Raw genomic sequence first — 20,490 nt, 5'->3', positions numbered from 1 at the left:
CCATGCTATCGGCCGCTTGAGGCGCGTCTCTGCGGGCTCACGCAGCGTGCGCGTTGACGCCCGGCTGCTTGAAAAGCCATCGGTCGAGGACATAGAAGCGGCCGACCCATACCAGACCGAACCCTAGAAGCTGTGCGAAGAGTACGGCAATGCCTCGAAGGAGGGTGACGTGTTCAGCAATCGCCTTCTCGACAAGGTAGGTGAACAAAGTGGCCAGCGTGACGCCCAGCATCACAGCTAGCCAGAAGCACAGCACTTGCCGGTGCAAATGACGATCCGACTTTACGCGCCAGACCAGGTGTTTGTTTGCGAAGAAATTTGGGATCGTCGCGATGGAAGCTGCCAGAATTGATGCGGTGACGTAGTCATTAAGCCATGGCCCCATGAGTTGCAGCAGACCTTGGCCGAAAGGCAAGAACAGCAGCGACACCCACGCGTAGCGGAGCTTCTTCCGGGTCGCCTCACCATCTGCGTAGGCGATTAGGCCCGATACCGAGAGGTCCATGCAAACCCAAATTACTTGTTCAGCAGCCAGTTGGGGCTGAAATCAGCCAAACTCGCCAGGGATTAGCAGGTAACGGCCCGAGGCCTACTCGTCGTCCGTAGGCTTTCCGCAGTCGAAGCACGCGCTAACAGTCGAGGGAGGTACATGCGTGCCCGCTGAGGATGAATCGACACCGGACGTCGCCGGCCGTGTCTCCCGACAGCACCAGGCCGCATCAACCGCGGACGGCCAACCGGGACGGACTAGAGAGTTCGCTCTACTGACCGCGATCGCATGCACGGTTTTCGGTGCGAAACTGCTGATTATCGCGAAACTTGGCTCGCCCATGCCAATACTCGACCAATGGGACGGGGAGGGGGTCGTTACGTATGTGCCTTACTTGCATGGCACGTATTCCGTAAGCGACCTGTTACGCCCGCATAACGAACACCGCATCGTCTTCACCCGGCTACTCACGTTGTTGCATCTTGAGTTGGCCGGCGAGTGGAACACGCGCTTAGAGATGATCATCTGCGCAATCGTGCATACAGCGCTGATCACCTGGCTTGCGGCCCTATTGATGCCGCTCATCGCCCCACGTCGGCGCATCCTGTTCGCAGGCTTCATCGCAGTTGTTTTTGCACTTCCCATTGGATACGAGAACGCGCTGCTGGGTTTCAACTTTCACTTCTACTTCACGTTGTTGTTCGGCGTTGCCACTATCGTCGCTTTTGCTCGGGCACGCCCGTTTTCTCCGCTTTGGTTTGCCGGCTTGATAGCCGCTACTTGCAGCTACTTGTCCTTTTCATCGTCAGGGATTGCCGCAATTTTGACCGTTGTGGTATTGGCATGCCTGCAACTGGCGACGAAAGTGCGAAGCCGCGGCGGTCGCGAATATGCCGGGGTGGCCGTCCTGACCTTAACTGCTGTGGCCATGCTGCTATGGGAAATGTCGGTCACTACAGGTTCGAAGGTTGGCCTGTTATCGTTTGTTCTCGGATTTCTTTTCCTGGCGGGCCCCACCGTTTTTGGAGTGATCGGCATCCAAGGACCTGCGGTTTGGTTCTGCCGGCATACGTTGACCAAGCGCCCTGGCGTTAGCGACCGGGCATGGGTAGCAGTGGGTATCGTCGGGTGGGTCGCAGTTCAGCTTGCGATCGTCGCGTATGGTCGTGGGACCATTATCGGGGTGCGGTACATGGACATACTACTTCCTGTCTACCCAGTGGCCTTGACGGCTGTATTCACACTGGCTGACGCATCATCTGGTCGGCGGCTGAGTCGCTATGCGCAACCGGCTGCTGTGGCATGGGTGTTCACTGTCGTGGCATTGATATCCACGCTGGGCTATTATATGGCCGTCCTTCAGGCGGGCGATTGGAACAAATCGGCGCATCAGCAGATGTTGAATGCCACGGCATATATGGCGACTAATAATAACGAGTTTCTTGACGTTAAAGATAAACGTTTACTTGTAGATGTGACATTTCCAAATAAAGATGAGTTCGCCCATATTTTGGATGATCCTGATGTCAGGAGTATCATGCCGTCTGAAATGCGACCCGCTGATGCGGACAACACGGGAGCGCGGAACCGCATGTGGTTAAATGGGTCGCTCGTTCAGGCCACGTCTACCGCGGTTCGCGGCATGCTTGCGATCGGGCCGGCGTTGCTTGCCGTGGGCCTAGGCCTGTTTTTCGGAGTAGCGACACGCAGGACCAATCAATCAGAACGCTTCGCCGCAACGTCGAAAGGCGCGAGTGACAGCTGTCGCGGTACCGACTCTGACACCATGGGGTCGTAGTTGGCAGTGTGGTCATTCGTCTGAGAATCACGTTGCCTGGCAATGCACACTCTCTGTTAGGCGCCCGCTTAACACAGCACGGCCCGAGCTCGACCTGAGGAGCGTTCCGCATTCTGGTGGGCCGTCTCAGTCTTGCTGTCGCAGGGACTGCCATCAGTCGATTCCCAGTTTTGAAGGTTTGTCGTTGCTAGGATGACCAAGTTGACGGCGATCCAGGTGGTAGGGGCGTTCGGTTAGCGGAAGTGCTGGTTTGATCAGCGGGCGGAGTCTACGGAGGGGTCGGAAAGTGTTGTGCCGCATCTGCAACTGCAGTACCCGGATGGAGTTCAGTCAGAAGGTTCTCCGCAAATACGAGGCCCAGTTTTACTTTTGCACCAGCTGCGGTGCTTTGCAGGTGGAGCAGCCATACTGGCTCGATGAAGCCTATGAAAGTCCGGTGGCATCGGCGGACACAGGCATCCTCCAGCGGAACCTGGACCTCGCTCGGCTGACGTCACCGGTCCTGTTGTTTCTTTTCGACCGCCGCGGTCGATTCCTCGACGCAGCTGGAGGCTATGGTATTTTTACTCGCCTGATGCGTGACCTCGGTTTTGACTTTTATTGGTCGGACAAGTACAGCCCTAATCTGATTGCGCGGGGCTTTGAGGTGGACGATGCGAAGGACGTTTCTTATACCGCAGTTACGGCCTTTGAGGTGATGGAGCACCTTCCGGACCCAATGGACTTCGTCGCGGAGCTGCTGCGCGGCACTAACACCGACACGATCCTTTTCACGACTGAACTCTTCACTGGGCAACCACCGGCTCCGGAGAATTGGTGGTATTACTCTTTCACTGCCGGCCAGCACGTCACGTTCTACCAGAGTTCCACGTTGGAGTTCATCGGTAAGACATTCGGGATGAATTTTTATACTTCGGGGGCGCTGCACATCTGGACGAGAAAGAATCTGAACAAGGCTGCCCTGCGGCTGCTTACCGCGCCACGAGTCTCTGGAATTCTCCGCACGTTGCCGCCGCGCGTCCTTGGTTCGCGAACCTGGAACGACCACCGGAGTTTGATTGGTGCCGACGGGGTTTAGTCCATTCGGGGTATTGGCACGCTCGCATTTCGACTTTGAAGCGGGATAGGAGCCAGTCGACATACAAGCGCGAACCGTAAAATCACTGGCCAAGGCGGTGCCTTGTTGGGCGCGTCTGGTGTTGATGAGAGAGTACGAGCCATTTGGCATGTGGCGCGATGCGGAGCTCTGTTGCCGACCTCATGCGGCCAGAAATACACGGCCGCGCCCCCAGTTGGAGTCCGTGGTGCCGACTGACTTTTGCAGCGTCCTCAACGTGCTGCGGCGAACCGAGCCCGAACAGACCTACAACATGCCGAGGCAAACTTCGGTAGTTTTGTCGTACGGTCTCCGCATCGGGACAGATCCTCATCTCCCACCGCTTTTCAAAACACAAGGATTGCCGTCTTGAGCCAGTATCGAATTCCCATATACCAACCCGACTTGAACGGTAATGAGAAAAAGTATGTCATGGAGTGCCTGGACACTTCGTGGATCTCTTCCCGTGGCCTCTTCGTCAATAAATTCGAGTTTCGGTTCGCCGAGCGAATCGGCGTAAAGCATGCAGCCTCCGTGTGCAATGGCACCGTGGCACTACACGTTGCATTGATGGCGCTGGGTATCGGACCGGGTGACGAGGTTATCGTGCCTACGCTGACTTACATCGCTGCGGTCAACGCCATTGCCTATACGGGCGCGACTCCTGTATTCGTCGATTCGTTGCGGTCTACCTGGCAGATTGATCCCGCAGATATTCGCCGCCACATCACCGCGCGTACCCGCGCCATTCTGCCGGTGCATCTCTACGGACATGCCTGCGACATGGACTCGATCGCCGCCATCGCTGAGGAGCACCGCCTATTCGTGGTGGAGGACTGCGCCGAGGCCTTTGGTGCGCTGTACAAAGGCCGCCACGTGGGCACGTTCGGTGATGTCGCGACATTTAGTTTTTTCGGCAATAAGACCATTACCACTGGCGAAGGGGGGATGGTGGCATCCAACGACAAGACGCTTATTGAACGAGTGCGTCACCTGAAAGGCCAGGGTTTGGCCGCGCATCGTGAGTACTGGCATGACGTAGTCGGCTACAACTACCGCATGACCAACATAGAAGCGGCGATCGGGCTGGCCCAGCTAGAACGTGCCGACCATTTTATTGCGCGTAAGCGTGATCTTGCTGCGCGCTATACCGCCGCCTTGCGCCACCTGCCGGTCGAAGTCCATAGAGAATCGCCGGATGCGATCCACAGCTACTGGATGTTTTCCATTCTCGTCGAGCAAGCAGACCAGCGCGAAGCACTGCGCCAGCATCTCACCGCCTCCGGAATCGAGACGCGACCGTTGTTCTATCCAGTGCACACCATGCCCATGTATGCCCAAAATTATCGCAAGCATCGGGTAGCCGAGGACCTAGCTTGGCGCGGAATAAATTTGCCCAGCTGGCCTGGGCTGCAGCAGCAGCATGTGGAGGAGATCGCCGCGGCGATCGACGACTTCTACGCACATGCCACGTGATTTGCTGATCGCAGGAGCCGGCGGGCTGGCCAAGGAAGCCGCGCAGTTAGCGCGGCGCATCGACCCGATGAAAGAAAGGTGGTCGCACATCCGCTATGTCACCGATAGTGCGGGCAAGCTAGGCATGATCCTGCCGTTCGGCCAGGTGGAGCTGCTGGATGAGCAACTATTGAATCGAGACGTCGAAGCCGATGTCGTTGTTGGTGCAGGCTATCCCGGGATACGCCGCCGTATCGCGAGCAAGTTGCTTGCTAACCCGGCGCTGAGGTTTCCAAATCTCGTGCACCCGGCGCTGGAGATCGATCTGCGTCTAGTCCGGCTGGGCCAGGGCAACATGATCACCCAGGGTACGGTCATGACCTGCGATATAGACATTGGCGATTTCAATCTATTCAACTGGAACTGCACTGTCGGCCACGACGCTCGGATAGGTTCTTACAATGTCATCAATCCCGGCGCTGGCATTTCGGGGCGCGTCACTCTTGGCGACGCGTGTCTAATAGGCACCGGTGCACGCATTCTGGAAATGCTGAGTATCGGCTCGGATACTGTCATTGGGGCTGGAGCCGTTGTCACGCGGTCCATCGCCAATCCCGGTGTATACGTTGGGGTTCCGGCTCGCCTTCTTAAGGACCGACCTGCATGAAGATTGGCGTCCTTGGGCACAAGTTCATCGAGTGGGAGGGCGGTATCGACTTCCTGCGTACAATTTGCGAAAGTTTGGCGGCGGCCGATCGCTCCGTCGAGATCCATATTCTTATCCCGACCCGAGGTCCGCGCGTCGCCATTCACGCCCTCGAGGCGAGGTTGTATCGCATTGCCAAACATCTCCGGGGCCAATCTGTGGCACCACCGCGTGCGCCGGAATTGCACGATCTGTCGGCGCCAATCGCTAATACTGGTGCAACAATTCAGCTCCATGAAATCGACTCAGGTAGCGCTGCGATCCGTCGCGCCTTTTGGCAGCTGCAACTCGATATTTTGTTGCCTTCGTTCGAGACTCTGACATTCGACTCCGAGATTCCCTGGCTCGGCTACCTGTACGATATGCAACACAAATATCTGCCGCACTTTTTTTCGCCGCTGGAGGTGGCGCAACGTGACCTTGCCATGGGGTGCATGCTGCGAGACGCTGAAGCGGTAATCGTCAACTCTCGTAGCGTGGCGAGCGACGTCCGGACCTACTTTCCAGCCGCTTCTGCACAAGTCGTAGCTCTCCCCTTCAGCGCGGCGCCCCGGCCGGCCTGGTTTGAGCTTGAGCCGGACGTCGCTCGCGCGAAGTACTCGGTGGACTCAAATTACTTCATCATCTGCAATCAGTTCTGGAAGCACAAGGACCATGGCACGGCCTTTACGGCGTTCGCGACCCTAGCCCGTGCCCATCCGGAGCTCCAATTGGTCTGCACTGGGGACACATCCGACTATCGGGACCCCCATCACTTCCCGAGGTTGGAGCAACTATTAAGAGAACGAGGCATTGAGGACAGGGTGATGATCTTGGGCCGCATCCCAAAGCCGGATCAAATTGCGCTGCTGCGCGGGTCAGTGGCACTGATCCAGCCGACGATGTTTGAGGGCGGGCCGGGCGGCGGTGCCGTTTACGATGCCGTTGCCCTCGGCGTACCCTGCATTGTCTCCAATATCCCCGTCAATCTCGAGCTCGACGAGCCCGGGGTGCGCTACTTCAAGTCGAGGGATCCAGCCTCATTGGGAGAGGCCATGTCGTCAAGCTACGCGGAGTTCGATGCGTCGGTCCCGCCCCATCCGGCCGAACTCCTGGCCAGAGGGCATAGCCGCCGTAACAGGTGCGGCAATGTGCTGGTTCAGGCTGCCATTTCGGTCATGGAGCGCCGGCAGTCACCTCGATGAAATAAGACTGACTCAGGGGTGACGTGCTCAACTCGGAGATCAACGATATTCGGGCTTATAGAGGAACGCAAATGTTTCCGACATCGATAACTGGTTTAGAAAATGCTCACAGAATGTTTTAGTATGTCGGAACGTGAGCTCGGTCCGAAGCTACCAGAATTTTCAATGCGGACGGATTGGGGGTGCGATTTATAGCTTTTCGGTGGTGCCCGTCCGGGTGTTGAACACTGGCAATCCACGAATGGAAGCTAGCCGACTCTCACCGCGGAGATATGTCAGCCGGCCTTTACTATCTCTGGATTCCGCAAATCTGGACTTTACGTAGCCCTCTGCGGCTGTGAGGGGCTTGAGACCGTGATGCAAATCGGATCGGACGAAATAGGCGTTATTTCCCGCGCTGTTGCTTCCGACGAAGTCATATCCCATGGACTGGGCTAGGTCGCAGAGGGCGGACAACGAGGCGCCACAGTACAGAACGCTGAATGGCTGCCCTCTCCTGAAATTCACATCGTAGGGGATGGTGATCGACCGCTCTACTCCGAACACGCTGTTGTATTCGATGATGGCGATTGCGGGGCGTATCGCTGTGAGAGCACGCCACACCCAATAGTCGTTGCCGTCGATGTCGATATTTAAAAGTCCAATGTCACCTTCGAATCCATGTTCCCGTAGTAATTGATCGATATTTTCGGCAGTCACGAACGCGCACGTGCTCTGAAGTTCGTGGCGCCAGGAAATCTCATCACGCCTGATGGCATCGATGTTCTGCTTGGAGCCGTCCATAACCAAGCCGCTCCAGTTGTTGTTTACGAGCAGAAATCTGGTGTTGGCCTCCTGATAAGACTCCACCCCGAATTCGACGAACGTCTCTTGGAGGCCGGGAAGACGGTGGATGAGCCACTGGATGATGCCGTCGTCCCCGAACTGGCTGAACACCGAGAATTCTACGTCCGAGAACGTGTTGATTGATTCAAACTCCCGCACACGCCAGGCCAACTCCCGGCCGGTCAAAGTGAGCTGCTTGACCTGACCACTGTTCAGTCGCTCTGCGAGCTCTACGACTCTGCTGAGGAGACTCAAGTTCGTCCTTCTCCGGCCTTCCGTCAGCGTCCCGCGCCGGGCTCAGGCCACAAGCGATGGCTGTGATTATCCAGGATTAAGATAGCCTATCTTGACCGCGACCCGGTCGCCCTGAGCTGACCTCGTAAGCAGTGGTCTAGTTGATTGTGTCCAATGTATCGAGCTTACTTGCGCGAGTGGAGGGATCGAATGGGCGGACGCCCCAGGTTGTTTCGAACTCTCCGTTGAGCTGATGTTATTGAGCCCGAGTAGGGTCGCCAGGCTTGTTCACTGCCGCACGGTGCTCGCGTTCTCCCGGTACCACGCCACCGTGCTCTCGATTCCCTGGCGCAGTGTGATTCTGTGTTGCCAACCAGTCCTGTGGAGCACTGAAACATCCAACAGCTTGCGCGGTGTTCCATCGGGTTTGCTTGCATCCCAGCGGGTTTCGCCACAATAACCCACCGCTGCGGCCACCAGTTCGGCGATTTCACGGACGGTGTGGTCAACGCCGGTGCCGACGTTGACTTGATCAGGGCCGTCGAAGTGTTCCAGCAGGTGTAAACACGCGCTTGCCAGATCATCGACATGCAGCAACTCGCGACGGGGCTTTCCAGTGCCCCAATTAGCCACCTCTGGCGTGGCGCTGGATCGCGCCTTCTCATACCGGCGGATCAGAGCTGGCAGTAGATGGGAGCCGGAGGGAGAAAAATTGTCACCCGGCCCGTAAAGGTTAGTCGGCATCGCCGAGATCCAAGGCAGGCCATGTTGGCGCCGCACCGCCTGGACTTGGATTATGCCAGCGATTTTCGCGATCGCATAGGCATCGTTGGTGGGCTCGAGCGGTCCAGTGAGCAGGGCAGTTTCCGGGATGGGCTGCGGGCTAAACTTCGGATAGATGCACGACGAGCCGAGGAACAGTAATCGCGGGACCCTCGCGGCAACCGCGGCATCTAGCAAATTGACCTGGATCTGCAAGTTTTTTGAGAGGAAATCAGCGGGATAGGTGTCGTTGGCCATGATGCCACCGACCATGGCTGCTGCGTCGATCACGACGTGCGGGCTCGACTCAAGGACGAAGTCGAATGTCGCGGCCCGATCTGTCAAATCGACTTCGCTGCTCGACCTAAGTATCAGGTTGGTGAAGCCTTCGCCAGCGAAATTGCGCACCAGAGCAGACCCGACCAATCCGCGGTGACCAGCAATGTATATTGGGCTGGCGCGGTCGAGTTTGCCGACGGCAGTGTCCACAGTCATGTCAGACCCGAAACAACTGGCGTGTCTATCCATGGTCTGCCCTCGTACTCGAGCGCAGCGACATCGGCGTCGACCATGATTCGTGCGAGTTCACCGGTGTGCACGGAAGCCTGCCACCCTAGGACATCGGCCGCCTTTGACGCGTCTCCGATAAGCGAATCAACTTCAGTTGGCCTGAGATAACGCTCGTCGAACTTCACGTGCTCCTGCCAGTCGAGTCCGGCATGCTCGAACGCCGTCTGCGCAAATTCCTGCACGGTGTATCCGCGTCCCGTCGCCAGGACGTAATCATCGGGCTCTGAAGCCTGCAACATTCGCCACATGCCTTCGACATATTCAGGCGCGTAACCCCAGTCGCGGACGGCATCGAGGTTGCCCATATAGACGTCAGACTGGATGCCCGCTTTGATTCGGGCCACAGCTCGCGTGATCTTTCGCGTCACGAATGTTTCGCCGCGGCGTGGTGATTCGTGATTGAACAAGATGCCATTCACCGCGAACAGTCCGTAAGCCTCGCGATAGTTTCGGGTTACCCAGTAGGAGTAAACCTTTGCTGCACCATACGGTGACCGCGGATAGAACGGCGTCAGCTCATTCTGCGGCGGTGGGGACGCGCCAAACATCTCCGACGATGACGCCTGGTAGAAGCGGCACTGCACGCGGGACAGTCGAACCGCTTCGAGCAAACGCATGGACCCCGTGCCAGTCGTATCCCCAGTGTGTACGGGTTCGTCGAAACTGACGCGGACATGCGACTGTGCCGCGAGGTTATACACCTCATCGGGTTCGATCGTGCTCAGCAGGGTTACCAGTCGGGTCCCGTCAATGAGGTCTCCGTAGTGCAAGAACAGTTTTGCGTCCGGATCGTGTGGGTCCACGTACAGATGGTCGATTCGCGAAGTGTTGAACGTCGAAGCCCGGCGGATGAGGCCGTGAACCTCGTAGCCTTTGCTCAGTAACAGTTCGGCGAGGTAGGAGCCATCCTGTCCCGTAATTCCAGTTATCAGCGCTCGCTTCATCTGATTCCTACAGGTCCCATGGTGGCTGTCTCGCTCCTAGTGTTGCTGTAGCCGGCTTGTCGCTGGCGTGGCTTCATTTTAGATGTTGCAGCCGGGTAGCTCGAAGGAATCGACGGCTGATGTAACCTTGCCAATGCAGCATAGTTGGTGACTGTGGTAAGCAATGCATCAATTGAAATCGATGAGATGCGCTGTGGTGCAGACCTTTTCTAATTTATATCAAACTGATCCTGCTGTGTTGGTCTCCGAGCCAGGAGGCCCTGCGGGGACTGTTAAGTACAGGTCGCAGGTAGTGTCGGCGACGAGGCTGCCCGGCGACACGGCCGCGATCAGCAACGAAAGCTACCTGCGGATCGCGGCTGCGCCGAGCTTCCGCGATGTGTCGATCCGGTCGCTGGAACTTAGCAATCCCCGAGGCGCGAGCCGGACCTCCAACGCGCCAATCGGGCTGCCCGATTCCAACAACGTGTACTCGGCACTCAATTTGGCTGGCAAAGCTCTGGTTCAGCGAGCCGGTACCGACCTCGAGCATGACTCTAGTTTGCGGGCCAGCTTCACCGAAGACCTTTGCTTCGTCTGAGTCGGTTGAGCCGAACCAGTTTTCGATTCAAGGTTTCAATAGCCGACGCCTTGAGATAGAGGGGTAGGCGCTTTTCCATCTCCCTATCTCTGCCGTTGCTTAACCCGGAAACGTCGTTAAAGTTCGCGACGACGAGGTCCATGTACTGGATATCTAGTGCGGGATTCGAGAAACAACGGATATTGAAATCCCAGTCCGCCCAACGCCGGTAGCGAAGATTGTAGGGTCCGATGCCAGCGAAAAGCTCACGGCGGTAAAACATCGATTGATGGCAGATATTTTTCTCGAAAAGGAGGCGGTCGAGGTCGAAAGCGCCGGCATAGCGGGAGGAGGTGGAACGCATGACTACATCGCCATACACGAGATCGCTCGTCTGGTTTTGACCAATGAACGCAGCCACGTTTGCGAGCGTCTCGTCGTCGTGCAAGGTGTCGTCGCCGCCCAAGAAGAATACCCACGCACCGCTACACTCATCGACACCGCGGTTCATGGCGTCGTAAACACCGTCGTCAGGAGCACTCCGAACTATCAGCCTCTGTGATAAGCGGGGCCGAAAGCTCTCCGCGATATCTACGGTGCCGTCGGTCGAACCGCCGTCCATTACGATCAGTTCGTAGTCGCCGTAGGTCTGACGGGCGACGCTGGCGAGCGTGTCAGACAAACTCGACGCGACATTGAACGTCGGGACAATAAGCGAAAACATGGTCTCGGCCACGGCGCGATGCTAGCAGTGGACGCAGGTGTCCAGCGGCGATTGCTGTGTCCGGACTGCATCGACGTATGGCCTCGGTCGGAATTGCTTCGCGCGAGCCGCAGCCAATGTACGGTTACTTCGTGTCGTTGCTCATCGCCGTGCCGGTGTTTGGCCAACACGAGTACACGCACGCCCTTGTCGACGACCTAGAACGCGAAGGCGCCGACTACGTGATCGTTGACAACCGAGGTGACTACCCTAAAATCGGCAACGAGCGGGTCACAACACCCGGTGAAAACCTAGGCTGGGCCGGAGGTAGCGACCTAGGCTTCCGAATTGCGTTCTCCGAGGGCTACTCCCACGCGATGACCCTCAACAACGATACCCGCCTCTCGAAAGGCTTCGTCGACGGCCTGCTCCATCCGAGCCTTCCGGCCGACGCGGGCATTGTCGGCCCAATGATCGATCAGGGGTTTCCCTGTGCTATACCTGAGCAACGACCCGGCGCGGCCAATTACCTACCCCGAGAACAATATCGGGCAGTGCCAGCCGTTGAGGGAACGGCGCTGATGATGTCTTGTTTGTGTTGGGACGCCCTCGACGGTATGGATCTGCGCAGCTTTGGGCGCTACGGGTGGGGGATTGATCTGGACTTGGCCTTGCGTGCCCGAAAGGCCGGCTATGGCGTTTATGTCACCGAAATGGCGTACATAAACCACTTCGGCGGCAAGACCGCGAAGGCCAATTTCGGAAGTTGGAGATACGAGTGGAACGCCAATTTCGCGCTGGTGCGCGGTTTGGGTCGGGTTCACGGTCGCAAGTGGCGTGACGAGTTCCCAGGAGCGCTGATGGGCGAGGGCCCGTCAGGATGGCGCGCGAAGGCCATGCTGACAGCTGCCATGGCGGGGGAGAGCGCCGCACTGGTCGACCGAGGGCGCAGCCTTCGCAGTACCAAATTCGGGAAGCGATAACTCGACCCGCGATGCTTTGACATACTCACCGGGTGAGTCTTCGCGCGAGAGTCAGATCCAGCCCGTTCGTCATGAAAGCCGTAGCCAAGTACGGCTATCCGATCGGAACCCGCCTGATGGGCGGCGACGAAATGTTATTCATCAACTTCGCCTACGAAGAAGAACCGCCGCTGGGAATTCCCTTGTCGGCGTCGGACGAGCCTGATCGCTATTGCATCCAGCTCTACCATCAGACAGCTACCCAGATCGATCTCGCCGGACTGCGCGTGCTTGAGGTGAGCTGCGGCCATGGTGGGGGCGCCTCCTACCTGACGCGCACGTTCAAGCCGGCTTCCTACACCGGCCTGGATCTGAATGCAGCGGGGATTGCGTTTTGCCGCAAGCGGCATCAAATCCCAGGGCTTGACTTCGTGCAGGGCGACGCCGAGGACCTACCCTTTGATGACGAATCCTTCGATGCAGTAATTAACGTCGAAGCCTCCCATCACTACCCGCACCTTTCGCGGTTTTTTGAAGAAGTTGCACGCGTGCTGCGTCCCGGCGGACATCTCCTGTACACCGACTTCCGCGTGTCCCACTTGGTAGACGACTGGGAAACGGTGCTGGCTGAGGTTCCGCTGCGGCTCGTCTCGAAACGGGTCATCGACGAAGAGGTGAAGCGGGGAATGAAAGAACGTTCTCCGAGGATAGAAGCCGTGATCAGTCGGCGGCTACCCAAGTTCTTGCAGCGCTACGCGCGTGATCAGGCCGGCATTCCCGGAGGAAGTCTCTACGACTGGGCGCAGGCGGGAGTTTTTTCGTACCGCATTTACCAATTCGTTAAGGACTGAAACCGCGAGCTTGACCGATCTTAGGCTGGTGGCAACCCCTGAGATTGGTCGAGGTCCAGTCAGACCGCAGCGGCCGAGCCAAGCTGGGGGCGCCGATCGCGTCAGCTCAGCTCACGCGCTGCACTCAGCGGCGGCCCTATACCCGCGGACCGCCAGCGGAATGAACAACGCAATCAAGGCGATCGCCCAGCCGAGAGTCAGCACCAGCGGCAGCAGCAGCGGGCCTTCGTTGGCTAACGCGCGCATCACCTCGATGGGTGGCGACATCGGCTGCATCCGGACAACCGGCTGCAACCAGTGCGGGAAGAGCGCGACGGGCGTAGTACCGGAACTGATGAAGACCAGCGAGGTGATTGCGGCCGCCAGATACGTCACAATGGCGCGTCCGTTGCTGCGAACTGCCAGAGTCAGCACCAAGGCGGTGAACCCGACCACCACGAGCGGCGGAATGATTATGTACGCCAGAGCGGTATGCCAGCCATGCGCAAAGCGCAGACCCATCGCAGATCCGACGGCGGTGATGAGGATGGTGCCCAAGAATGCGCGCGCTGCTTCGGCGATCAACCGTCCGCCGATCGCGCTCGCTCGGTGCACCGGCAGCACCCACATGCGGCTGAGCAACCCGGACGACCGCTCCATCGGGATGCCGACGGCGCCGCCCAGCGCGCCGAACATCCCGGCCAGCACGGCACACATCGGGACCAGCCCGTAGATGCTGTCGACACCAGTGACTTTGTGGATCTGCTCGCCCAATACAGCCTTATAGACCACCAACAGGCAAATGGGCAGAATCACCGTAGCCAGCACCGCCGCCGGTTCACGCCGCCACCGAATCATGATCCGACCGGCGTGCAGCCAACTCTGGCTCAACAGAGCGTTCAGGGCGCCCATCTTTGAGTTCATCGGCAGCGCCTCTGCATCCGCAGGGTGATTGCGCCGAAGACCAACAACATGCCCAAACACCATCCCAAGGCCGCCTTCGCATGGTCGACAGGTATCTGCCCGCTCGCCAGACCGCGCAGTGTTTCGGCGGTCTGCGAGACGGGTTGATTTCGCACGAACGGCCGCACCCACTCGGGAAAGGTCTTCTCCGGTGCGACTCCGGTGGACAGCAGGATGAGCATCAGCTGGGGGATCAGCAGCATTTGACTCGTTGTTTCGATGCTGCCGCCGCTGGACCCCAAAGCGTCAGCCCCCAACGAGACGGCCAGGCATAGGACCAAGGCGAGCACAATGAAAGCCAATCCATAGACAGGTCCGCCTGCCATCCGAAAACCGAATGCATGTCCAGCGAGCATGGTCGCCGTCAGGGCGATCGACGCCCGCACGAGCGTGGCAGTGATACGCGCGCCTACCGGTGCCATGGCGGTGATCGGCATGGTTCGCAACCGTGTGCCCAGCCCGAACCAGCGATCACGGCCCGCGCGGTCTGCGGTGAGCGCCGCGGCCATGATCATCGACTGGACAACTACCGCAGGCAATACGTACTGCGGATACGTCAGACGGCCGGTATCGATGAGCCCGTGAGTAGCCATGGTCAGCCCGATAAGGCTGATGATGGGCACGAATATCTCAAAGATGATTCCGGCATCGCGCAGCGTGTTGCGCAGCGATCTCTCGGTGAGGGCAACCAGCGCGGTCATGCTTGCGGGACGGTCTGACTAGTCAGGTGCAAGAACGCCTCGTCGAGCGAAGGTTTACGCAAGGAGATGTCGGCGATCTCGATGCCGATGGAGTCAAGCCGGCGGAATACCTCACCCAGGGTCGCCACGCCATCGCGGGCAAGCACCGAGACCGAGTTGTTGTCGGCGTCCAGGTCGATGCCGTCGAGACCGGCCAGCGCCTCGGCGACCTGCGGCAGGTCCGTCGGATTGGCGGGCGTGACCTCGCAGTAGCTCATGCCTACCTGGCGCTTGAGGTCCGCGGCGGTGCCGTTGGCGATCACCTGTCCATGGTCGAAAACCACGATGGAATCGCTGAGTACGTCGGCCTCTTCAAGGTACTGGGTGGTGAGCAGCACTGTGACGTCCTGCTCGGCCAGCGAACTGACGATGCTCCACACGTCGCGGCGGCTACGCGGGTCGAGTCCCGTGGTGGGTTCGTCGAGGAACAGCACCTTGGGTGTCACCACCAGCGCGCTGGCTAGGTCGACCCTGCGCCACATGCCGCCGGAGAACGTTGATACTCGTCGATCGGCCGCCGCGACGAGGTCGAACTGGCCGATCAGCTCGTCAGCGCGGGCCTTGGCGTGTCTGCGACCGAGTCCGCGCATACGTCCGAACAGGACTAGATTCTCCCGCGCGGTCAGCATCGGGTCGACCGCGGTGAACTGGCCGGTGATCCCGATCTCCGAGCGTACTTTGGCCGATTGGCGGGCGACGTCGTACCCGGCGACCAGCGCGCGGCCCGAGGTGGGGCGGAGCAGTGTGCACAGGATGTTCAAGGTGGTCGTCTTGCCGGCGCCGTTGTGGCCCAGGATGGCGCACACTGAACCCGCGGGAACGGAGAAATCGACCCCACGCAGCGCGTGAGCGTTTCCCCCGAATGTCTTTGTGAGGCCATCGACCTCGACCGCATGTTGGGCCACCGGGCGAGTATTTCATGACCGGTGCTCCCACGCTGGGTTATCACCACAATCGTCAAGATTTTGGCGTCCCCGCAGGTCGGCAACTCTGGACGGGTTCGGATGGGGAAAAAAGTTGCACGCTGGTGCCTGAATCCGGCCTGCCACCAGCAACTGGACTGATAATCTACGACGTTCATAGCCCCAGCGAATGGAACGAGATGACCGCCCTCCAACGCACTTTCACCAAAGATGGTCCACAGCTGGACCGCCGCGCCAGGTTGCGACGCGCCGGGCGGCGAGCGCAGGCCACCGTCATGCCGTGGTCCCCTCGGGTGCTGGGGAAGCGGCTGGAAAGCCAGGCCCGGACGCTGGGTGACCACATCAATCGCGGCGACACAGTCTTGGACGTCGGATGTGAAACGGGACACCTCTGCAAATACCTCACCGAGATGCACGGGGCAGCTGCATCCGGCATAGACGTCCACGACGCGACGACCATCCCGATCGACTTCAAGGTGTTCGACGGCAGATCAATTCCATTCGAGGACAAAGCCTTTGACCACGTTGTACTCAGTTTCGTGCTGCACCATGCCAACGACCCGCTGGCGTTGATCAAAGAATGCCAGCGAGTGGCGCGCCGCAGCATCATCGCGTTCGAGGATCTGCCCGAGACTCGGGTGGAGAAACTACTGACCAAAGGCCATATAGGCCTGTTCAAACTGGCCTACCGCCTCGAAGAGGCCGGCGACTACCGCACAGCGCTCCAGTGGATCAAGGAAAACGCCCTTGAGGTGTCCGAAACGCCGCTGCCACTGGACTGGTTCGACGTGTTGTACCGGGTTCCGCATGTCATGTTGACCTACAAGCTTGCGAATGACTAACGGCCGATGAAATTCGTCCTGGCGAGCTGCGGGACGCGTGGCGACGTCGAGCCTTGCGCGGCGGTGGGGCTAGAGCTGCTGCGTCGAGGTCATAACGTCGTGATGGCGACCCCACCTGACCAGGTCGGCTTTGTTCAGAAGATGGGGTTGGCGGCGGTCCCAATGGGTCCGCCCACCGGAGAGATCCCCGATGTCTTCGTAACCCCGTGGACCATCAAAGACCCCGTCAAACCTGCACGGGATGCGATGGAGCACATCACCCAGCGCTGGGCCGACGTGAGCGATACCCTGAAGTTGCTGGCCGCCGGTGCCAACCTGCTTTTCACCGGCGTCTCGTATCAGGAATCCGCTGCTAACGTTGCCGAGCATTACGACATTCCGGTGGCTGCATGGCATCACGTCCCAATGCGCCCGAATGGCCATCTGATCTCTATCGTGCCGGCGCCGTTGCTGAGATCCGCGATGCGGGTCACCGACTGGGCGCAGTGGCGATTAGTCAAGCGTCCAGAAGACGCGCAACGGCGCGACCTCGGCATACCCAAGGCCACCGCACCTGCATCACGGCGAATGGGCGAGCGCGGATCGTTGGAGTTACAGGCTTATGACGCCCTGTGTTTTCCAGGCCTGAGCGAGGAATGGACCGCACGGCGCCCGTTTGTTGGAGCTCTTACGGCGGAGTTGCCAACCGACTTGGACGAAGAGACGCTGGCGTGGATTGCTTCCGGTACTCCGCCGATCTACTTCGGATTCGGCAGCATGCCCGTCGAATCGCCATCCGACACGGTGCGGATAATCACGACAGCCTGCCACGAGCTAGGCGAGCGGGCATTAATCTGTTCCGGCGCAACCAGTTACACCAACATCCCTGATTCGGATCGTGTGAAGGTCGTGCGCGGGGTCAGTCACAGCGTCGTATTCCCCGCCTGCCGGGCCGTGGTCCACCATGGCGGCGCCGGCACCACTGCAGCGGGCCTGCGGGCAGGAGTCCCCACGCTGATTTTGTGGGTCGCCTCCGACCAACCGATTTGGGCGACCGTAGTGCGGCGGCTCAAAGTTGGTACAGCTCGGCGTTTTTCACGGACGACCGCGAAATCATTGACGAAGGATCTGCGGCGCATCCTGAGGCCGCAACGAGTTACCCGAGCCCGCGAGGTTGCCGCACAGCTGACAAAAGCTGTCACCAGCGTCACGACTGCGGCCGATCTCCTGGAACAGGCCGCTCATGGTCAACGATTTAGTTGACATGAACCTGCCGCAGCACGGTTTTCCGTGCCGGCCCGGAGGGTTCATGGCCGATGTACGGTTGCTGACGTGTCGCTTCTGATCACCGTCCCGGTCTTCGGGCAGCACGAATACACGCATGCCTTGGTCGGCGACTTGGAACGTGAGGGTGCCGACTATCTGATCGTCGACAATCGAGGCGACTATCCCAAGATCAGCAACGAACGGGTGGACACACCCGGAGAGAACCTCGGCTGGACGGGCGGCAGCGAGCACGGGTTCCGAATCGCTTTCTCCGAGGGCTACTCCCACGCGATGACGCTCAACAACGACACTCGTATCTCGAAGGGATTTGTCGCCGGTCTCCTCGACCCGCGGCTACCTGACGACGTAGGAATCGTCGGCCCGATGTTCGATCACGGGTACCCGTACGCGATGGATGCACAGAAGCCCCACGCTGCGGATTACCGGCCGCGACCGCAATATCGCGTAGTGCCCTCCGTGGAGGGAACCGCACTGGTGGTCTCCCGCGAATGCTGGCGGGAAACCGGCGGTATGAACCTGGTCGACTTCAAGCAGTACGGATGGGGGCCCGACCTTGATCTCGCGTTTCGCGCGCGGCGTGCCGGATTCGGGGTCTACACCACGGAAATGGCCTATATCAACCACTTTGGACGCAAAACCGCAAACGTGCACTACGGCGCGTGGCGGTACGAACTCTGGGCAAATATCGCAATGCTGCAAGGGCTGCGGCGACTGCATGGTTCAAGCGCGGCGCTAAATATCATGCGCCAAATTGGCCTCGCCCACGATCGCAGATGGCATAGACCGATCCCGCTGGAAAACCCGACGGGCCAGGTAACCGACCCGGGGTACCTTGACGGTTCCTGAACGAAAACCGACGGGTCGAAGGTAACCTGATGTCCGTGGTTGAGTCCTCCCTTCCGGGCGTGCTGCGCGAGCGCGCCAGCTTGCAGCCCAACGACACGGCTTTCACCTATGTTGATTTCGAGCAGGATTGGGACGGCGTTCGTACCGCGCTCACGTGGGGGCAGTTGTACCGGCGGGTGTCCAACCTGGCAGAAGACCTGAAGGCTCACGGTTCGGTAGGGGACCGGGCGCTCATCCTGGCGCCGCAAGGGCTCGATTACCTCGTCGGATTTCTCGGTGCCATGCAGGCGGGCCTGATCGCGGTTCCGCTCTCGGTTCCCTACGGCGGTGCCCACGACGAACGGACCATCTCGGTTCTGGCCGACACGTCGCCCGCCGTCATATTGACGACATCAACCGTGGCGGAGAACGTTCGAGAAGTGGTGCAGTCAGACGAGACGTCTGCAGAACCTACGATCGTCGAAGTTGATGGGCTGGATCTGGATTCGCGGCGGCGGTCTTCGGGACCGCGATCACGGTCCGCGCGGAATGAGCAACCAGAATTTCTGTACCTGCAGTACACATCCGGGTCGACGCGTACTCCGGCTGGCGTCATGGTCAACAACAGGAACGTCTTCGCCAATTACGAGCAAATCATCGGAGACTTTTTCAAGGCTCGGGGCGGTGTTGCACCGCCGGGCCTCACGATTGTGTCCTGGTTGCCCATGTACCACGACATGGGCCTGCTGCTGGGGATCGTCATGCCGATCCTGGGCGGCTTCACGACGGTGCTTTCCAGCCCGGTGGGCTTCCTGCAACGGCCGCTGCGATGGTTGCAGCTGATCGCCGAGCATCCCTGCACGGTCTCAGCAGGTCCCAACTTCGCCTACGAACTAGTCGTGCGCAAGACGAGGAACGAGGACCTGGCCGGCCTCGATCTCGGAGGACTGCACAGCATTCTCAACGGTAGTGAACGGGTGCAGCCAGCGACACTCAAGCGATTCACGGACCGATTTGCATCCTGCAATTTCCCGCCGGAGGCACACCGGCCGTCCTATGGGATGGCAGAGGCCACGGTGTACATCGCCACCCGCGAACCCGGGAATCCGCCGGAGATTGGCTACTTCGACAGCGAGAAGTTACCTGAAGGTACAGCCGTCCGGTGTGAGATCGGTTCGGGCACACCGTTAGTGAGTTACGGTTCACCTCAATCGATGGACGTTCGCATTGTGGACGCCGACACCGGTCGGCAGTGTCCGGACGGGACTGTCGGTGAAATCTGGGTGTCTGGCGACAACGTCGCAGTCGGTTACTGGCAGAAACCCGAAGAGACACAACGCCTCTTCGCTGCAACGATAGTCGACCCACCGAGCGGTACGCGGGAAGGCCCCTGGCTGCGAACCGGGGATTCCGGGTTCTACTCCGACGGCGAGCTTTTCATCATCGGCCGCATCAAAGACCTCCTGATCGTCTACGGGCGCAACCATTCTCCCGACGACATCGAAGCGACTATCCAGGAGATCACTTCCGGCCGCTGCGCGGCGATAGCCGTTCCCGACAAGGGCATCGAGAAGCTGGTTGCAATCATAGAACTCAAGAAGCGCGACGACAGTGCGGAATCGGTCGACCGCCTGCACGACGTCAAACGTGAGATAACATCCGCGATTTCGAAGTCACACGGACTAAAGGTCTCGGATCTGGTGCTGGTGTCGCCCGGATCGATTCCCATTACCACGAGTGGCAAGATCCGGCGATCGCAATGCGTCGAGTTGTACCAGCGGGACGTGTTTACCCGCCTGGATGCCTAGCGGGC

General features: G+C 59.2%; 19 protein-coding genes and 1 pseudogene. 12 read left to right on the top strand and 8 right to left on the bottom strand.

Features of this window, described 5'->3' with window-relative positions; all coding sequences use genetic code 11:
- Nucleotides 1-37: 37 nt before the first annotated feature.
- Entirely contained in the window at nt 38-505 is a 468-nt protein-coding gene (locus AC5Y4D_RS07120) for a GtrA family protein (protein ID WP_500036852.1), read from the bottom strand.
- Between the two features lie 148 nt (nt 506-653).
- Here AC5Y4D_RS07120 and AC5Y4D_RS07115 point away from each other — a divergent pair, with 148 nt between their 5' ends.
- The 5 genes from AC5Y4D_RS07115 to AC5Y4D_RS07095 all read left to right on the top strand — a co-directional run bounded on the left by AC5Y4D_RS07115 (nt 654) and on the right by AC5Y4D_RS07095 (nt 6,729).
- Nucleotides 654-2,288 carry a hypothetical protein gene (locus AC5Y4D_RS07115; RefSeq protein ID WP_500036851.1) on the top strand — a complete coding sequence of 545 codons (1,635 nt, stop codon included), beginning with the start codon at nt 654-656 and terminating at the stop codon, nt 2,286-2,288.
- Nucleotides 2,289-2,607: 319 nt separating this feature from the next.
- A complete protein-coding gene (locus tag AC5Y4D_RS07110; RefSeq protein WP_500036850.1) occupies nt 2,608-3,366 on the top strand; it encodes a class I SAM-dependent methyltransferase in 759 nt (252 codons plus the stop codon).
- A 387-nt stretch (nt 3,367-3,753) separates the two neighbouring features.
- Nucleotides 3,754-4,860, top strand: a complete 1,107-nt coding sequence (locus tag AC5Y4D_RS07105) for a DegT/DnrJ/EryC1/StrS family aminotransferase (RefSeq protein WP_500036849.1) — start codon at nt 3,754-3,756, stop codon at nt 4,858-4,860.
- The gene (locus AC5Y4D_RS07100; protein ID WP_500036848.1) at nt 4,850-5,506 is read left to right on the top strand and encodes an acetyltransferase; all 657 of its coding nucleotides are present in this window, start codon (nt 4,850-4,852) and stop codon (nt 5,504-5,506) included. The genes AC5Y4D_RS07105 and AC5Y4D_RS07100 overlap by 11 nt, the downstream gene beginning before the upstream one ends.
- A complete protein-coding gene (locus tag AC5Y4D_RS07095) occupies nt 5,503-6,729 on the top strand; it encodes a glycosyltransferase (protein ID WP_500036847.1) in 1,227 nt (408 codons plus the stop codon). The genes AC5Y4D_RS07100 and AC5Y4D_RS07095 overlap by 4 nt, the downstream gene beginning before the upstream one ends.
- A gap of 189 nt (nt 6,730-6,918) precedes the next feature.
- Here AC5Y4D_RS07095 and AC5Y4D_RS07090 read toward each other — a convergent pair whose 3' ends face one another.
- The 3 genes from AC5Y4D_RS07090 to gmd form a co-directional block, all read right to left on the bottom strand.
- Nucleotides 6,919-7,809: a hypothetical protein gene (locus tag AC5Y4D_RS07090; protein ID WP_500036846.1), complete on the bottom strand. Its 891-nt coding sequence runs from the start codon at nt 7,807-7,809 to the stop codon at nt 6,919-6,921.
- A 267-nt stretch (nt 7,810-8,076) separates the two neighbouring features.
- Nucleotides 8,077-9,045 (bottom strand): GDP-L-fucose synthase family protein, encoded by a 969-nt coding sequence (locus AC5Y4D_RS07085; RefSeq protein WP_500036845.1) that lies wholly within the window; start codon nt 9,043-9,045, stop codon nt 8,077-8,079.
- Nucleotides 9,042-10,064 (bottom strand): GDP-mannose 4,6-dehydratase, encoded by a 1,023-nt coding sequence (gene gmd, locus AC5Y4D_RS07080; RefSeq protein WP_500036844.1) that lies wholly within the window; start codon nt 10,062-10,064, stop codon nt 9,042-9,044. The genes AC5Y4D_RS07085 and gmd overlap by 4 nt, the downstream gene beginning before the upstream one ends.
- A 292-nt stretch (nt 10,065-10,356) precedes the next feature.
- Here gmd and AC5Y4D_RS07075 point away from each other — a divergent pair, with 292 nt between their 5' ends.
- On the top strand, nt 10,357-10,644 hold the full coding sequence (locus tag AC5Y4D_RS07075; RefSeq protein ID WP_500036843.1) for a hypothetical protein: 288 nt from the start codon (nt 10,357-10,359) through the stop codon (nt 10,642-10,644).
- On the opposite strand, the gene AC5Y4D_RS07070 is transcribed toward AC5Y4D_RS07075, so the two are convergent.
- Nucleotides 10,619-11,347 carry a glycosyltransferase family 2 protein gene (locus AC5Y4D_RS07070; RefSeq protein ID WP_500036908.1) on the bottom strand — a complete coding sequence of 243 codons (729 nt, stop codon included), beginning with the start codon at nt 11,345-11,347 and terminating at the stop codon, nt 10,619-10,621. The two genes, AC5Y4D_RS07075 and AC5Y4D_RS07070, sit on opposite strands and share 26 nt — an antisense overlap.
- Before the next feature lie 116 nt (nt 11,348-11,463).
- Between AC5Y4D_RS07070 and AC5Y4D_RS07065 the strand changes: the two are divergent.
- Both AC5Y4D_RS07065 and AC5Y4D_RS07060 read left to right on the top strand, forming a co-directional pair.
- Nucleotides 11,464-12,177 (top strand): annotated as a pseudogene (locus tag AC5Y4D_RS07065) (glycosyltransferase family protein); the annotation flags it as partial.
- Between the two features lie 203 nt (nt 12,178-12,380).
- Entirely contained in the window at nt 12,381-13,139 is a 759-nt protein-coding gene (locus tag AC5Y4D_RS07060; protein ID WP_500036907.1) for a phthiotriol/phenolphthiotriol dimycocerosates methyltransferase, read from the top strand.
- A gap of 111 nt (nt 13,140-13,250) precedes the next feature.
- Here AC5Y4D_RS07060 and AC5Y4D_RS07055 read toward each other — a convergent pair whose 3' ends face one another.
- Genes AC5Y4D_RS07055 through AC5Y4D_RS07045 form a run of 3 tightly spaced genes read right to left on the bottom strand, consistent with a single transcriptional unit; the run spans nt 13,251 to nt 15,726 of the window.
- On the bottom strand, nt 13,251-14,042 hold the full coding sequence (locus AC5Y4D_RS07055) for an ABC transporter permease (protein ID WP_500036842.1): 792 nt from the start codon (nt 14,040-14,042) through the stop codon (nt 13,251-13,253).
- Complete coding sequence (locus AC5Y4D_RS07050) at nt 14,039-14,782, bottom strand: ABC transporter permease (RefSeq protein WP_500036841.1); 744 nt, start codon at nt 14,780-14,782, stop codon at nt 14,039-14,041. Before AC5Y4D_RS07050 ends, AC5Y4D_RS07055 begins: the two co-directional genes overlap by 4 nt.
- Nucleotides 14,779-15,726 (bottom strand): ATP-binding cassette domain-containing protein, encoded by a 948-nt coding sequence (locus AC5Y4D_RS07045; RefSeq protein WP_500036840.1) that lies wholly within the window; start codon nt 15,724-15,726, stop codon nt 14,779-14,781. Before AC5Y4D_RS07045 ends, AC5Y4D_RS07050 begins: the two co-directional genes overlap by 4 nt.
- 14 nt (nt 15,727-15,740) lie before the next feature.
- Here AC5Y4D_RS07045 and AC5Y4D_RS07040 point away from each other — a divergent pair, with 14 nt between their 5' ends.
- The 4 genes from AC5Y4D_RS07040 to AC5Y4D_RS07025 all read left to right on the top strand — a co-directional run bounded on the left by AC5Y4D_RS07040 (nt 15,741) and on the right by AC5Y4D_RS07025 (nt 20,485).
- On the top strand, nt 15,741-16,586 hold the full coding sequence (locus AC5Y4D_RS07040; RefSeq protein WP_500036839.1) for a class I SAM-dependent methyltransferase: 846 nt from the start codon (nt 15,741-15,743) through the stop codon (nt 16,584-16,586).
- A 6-nt stretch (nt 16,587-16,592) separates the two neighbouring features.
- Nucleotides 16,593-17,828, top strand: coding sequence for a glycosyltransferase (locus AC5Y4D_RS07035; RefSeq protein WP_500036838.1), 1,236 nt, complete (start codon nt 16,593-16,595; stop codon nt 17,826-17,828).
- A 69-nt stretch (nt 17,829-17,897) separates the two neighbouring features.
- Nucleotides 17,898-18,698: a glycosyltransferase family protein gene (locus AC5Y4D_RS07030; RefSeq protein ID WP_500036837.1), complete on the top strand. Its 801-nt coding sequence runs from the start codon at nt 17,898-17,900 to the stop codon at nt 18,696-18,698.
- Nucleotides 18,699-18,727: 29 nt separating this feature from the next.
- Nucleotides 18,728-20,485 carry an AMP-binding protein gene (locus tag AC5Y4D_RS07025; protein ID WP_500036836.1) on the top strand — a complete coding sequence of 586 codons (1,758 nt, stop codon included), beginning with the start codon at nt 18,728-18,730 and terminating at the stop codon, nt 20,483-20,485.
- Nucleotides 20,486-20,490 lie beyond the last annotated feature (5 nt).

The sequence above is a fragment of the Mycobacterium sp. NGS67 genome (assembly GCF_059812185.1).
The sequence above is the reverse complement of the archived record's forward strand: the minus strand, read 5'-3'. Positions and strand labels throughout refer to the sequence as shown.

Excerpts from the sequence above, each read along its gene's own strand:
- AC5Y4D_RS07120 (WP_500036852.1), bottom strand. The coding sequence starts at position 505 with ATGGACCTCTCGGTATCGGGCCTAATCGCCTACGCAGATGGTGAGGCG.
- AC5Y4D_RS07110 (WP_500036850.1), top strand. The coding sequence starts at position 2,608 with ATGGAGTTCAGTCAGAAGGTTCTCCGCAAATACGAGGCCCAGTTTTAC.
- AC5Y4D_RS07100 (WP_500036848.1), top strand. The coding sequence starts at position 4,850 with ATGCCACGTGATTTGCTGATCGCAGGAGCCGGCGGGCTGGCCAAGGAA.
- AC5Y4D_RS07095 (WP_500036847.1), top strand. The coding sequence starts at position 5,503 with ATGAAGATTGGCGTCCTTGGGCACAAGTTCATCGAGTGGGAGGGCGGT.
- AC5Y4D_RS07085 (WP_500036845.1), bottom strand. The coding sequence starts at position 9,045 with ATGACTGTGGACACTGCCGTCGGCAAACTCGACCGCGCCAGCCCAATA.
- gmd (WP_500036844.1), bottom strand. The coding sequence starts at position 10,064 with ATGAAGCGAGCGCTGATAACTGGAATTACGGGACAGGATGGCTCCTAC.
- AC5Y4D_RS07070 (WP_500036908.1), bottom strand. The coding sequence starts at position 11,347 with ATGTTTTCGCTTATTGTCCCGACGTTCAATGTCGCGTCGAGTTTGTCT.
- AC5Y4D_RS07060 (WP_500036907.1), top strand. The coding sequence starts at position 12,381 with ATGAAAGCCGTAGCCAAGTACGGCTATCCGATCGGAACCCGCCTGATG.
- AC5Y4D_RS07055 (WP_500036842.1), bottom strand. The coding sequence starts at position 14,042 with ATGAACTCAAAGATGGGCGCCCTGAACGCTCTGTTGAGCCAGAGTTGG.
- AC5Y4D_RS07050 (WP_500036841.1), bottom strand. The coding sequence starts at position 14,782 with ATGACCGCGCTGGTTGCCCTCACCGAGAGATCGCTGCGCAACACGCTG.
- AC5Y4D_RS07040 (WP_500036839.1), top strand. The coding sequence starts at position 15,741 with ATGACCGGTGCTCCCACGCTGGGTTATCACCACAATCGTCAAGATTTT.
- AC5Y4D_RS07035 (WP_500036838.1), top strand. The coding sequence starts at position 16,593 with ATGAAATTCGTCCTGGCGAGCTGCGGGACGCGTGGCGACGTCGAGCCT.
- AC5Y4D_RS07025 (WP_500036836.1), top strand. The coding sequence starts at position 18,728 with ATGTCCGTGGTTGAGTCCTCCCTTCCGGGCGTGCTGCGCGAGCGCGCC.